At 45.3% G+C, this 1280-nt stretch carries 1 protein-coding gene; it reads left to right on the top strand.

Features of this window, described 5'->3' with window-relative positions; genetic code table 11:
* A partial coding sequence (locus DCM90_RS09685) for an exonuclease domain-containing protein (RefSeq protein ID WP_133244343.1) occupies nt 1-1280 on the top strand: 1280 nt, incomplete at both ends.

Raw genomic sequence — 1280 nt, 5'->3', positions numbered from 1 at the left:
TGCTAAGTGGGGACACAAGGCGGTTGCTATCACAGACCATGGGAATGTCCAGTCCTTTCCACATGGCTATAAGGCGGCTAAGAAAGCGGGAATCCAGCTGATCTATGGGATGGAAGCCAATATCGTGGAGGACCGTGTCCCTATCGTCTATAACGAAGTGGAGATGGACTTATCAGAAGCAACCTACGTGGTCTTTGACGTGGAAACGACGGGACTTTCAGCTATCTATAATGCCTTGATTCAGGTTGCGGCCTCTAAGATGTACAAGGGGAATGTTATTGCTGAATTTGATGAATTTATCAATCCTGGGCATCCCTTGTCAGCTTTTACTACAGAGTTAACTGGAATTACAGGTGATCATGTCAAAAATGCCAAACCACTAGAACAAGTTTTGCAAGAATTCCAAGAATTTTGCAAGGATACGGTCCTAGTTGCACACAATGCTACCTTTGACGTTGGCTTTATGAATGCTAATTATGAGCGTCATGATCTTCCAAAGATTAGTCAGCCAGTTATTGATACGCTGGAGTTTGCTAGAAACCTCTATCCTGAGTATAAACGCCATGGTTTGGGGCCTTTGACCAAGCGTTTTGGTGTGGCCTTGGAACATCACCACATGGCCAACTACGATGCGGAAGCGACTGGTCGTCTGCTTTTCATCTTTATCAAAGAGGTAGCAGAAAAACATGGTGTGACCGATTTAGCTAGACTCAACATTGATCTAATCAGTCCAGATTCTTACAAAAAAGCTCGGATCAAGCATGCGACCATCTATGTCAAGAATCAGGTAGGTCTAAAAAATATCTTTAAGCTGGTTTCCTTGTCTAATACCAAGTATTTTGAAGGAGTGCCACGGATTCCGAGAACGGTTCTAGATGCCCATCGAGAGGGCTTGATTTTAGGTTCAGCCTGTTCAGAGGGTGAAGTTTTTGACGTGGTCGTTTCTCAAGGTGTGGATGCGGCGGTTGAGGTGGCCAAGTATTATGACTTTATCGAGGTCATGCCACCGGCTATCTATGCGCCCTTGATTGCCAAAGAGCAGGTCAAGGATATGGAGGAACTCCAGACCATTATCAAGAGTTTGATAGAGGTTGGAGATCGCCTTGGCAAGCCTGTTCTGGCTACGGGAAATGTTCACTATATCGAACCGGAAGAAGAGATTTATCGTGAAATTATCGTCCGTAGTTTGGGACAGGGTGCGATGATTAACCGAACTATCGGTCATGGTGAACATGCCCAACCAGCGCCACTTCCAAAGGCTCATTTTCGAACGACTAATG

The sequence above is a fragment of the Levilactobacillus bambusae genome (genome assembly GCF_003124125.1).
GTDB lineage: Bacteria > Bacillota > Bacilli > Lactobacillales > Lactobacillaceae > Levilactobacillus > Levilactobacillus bambusae.
This window is presented reverse-complemented; position numbering and strand designations above follow the sequence as displayed.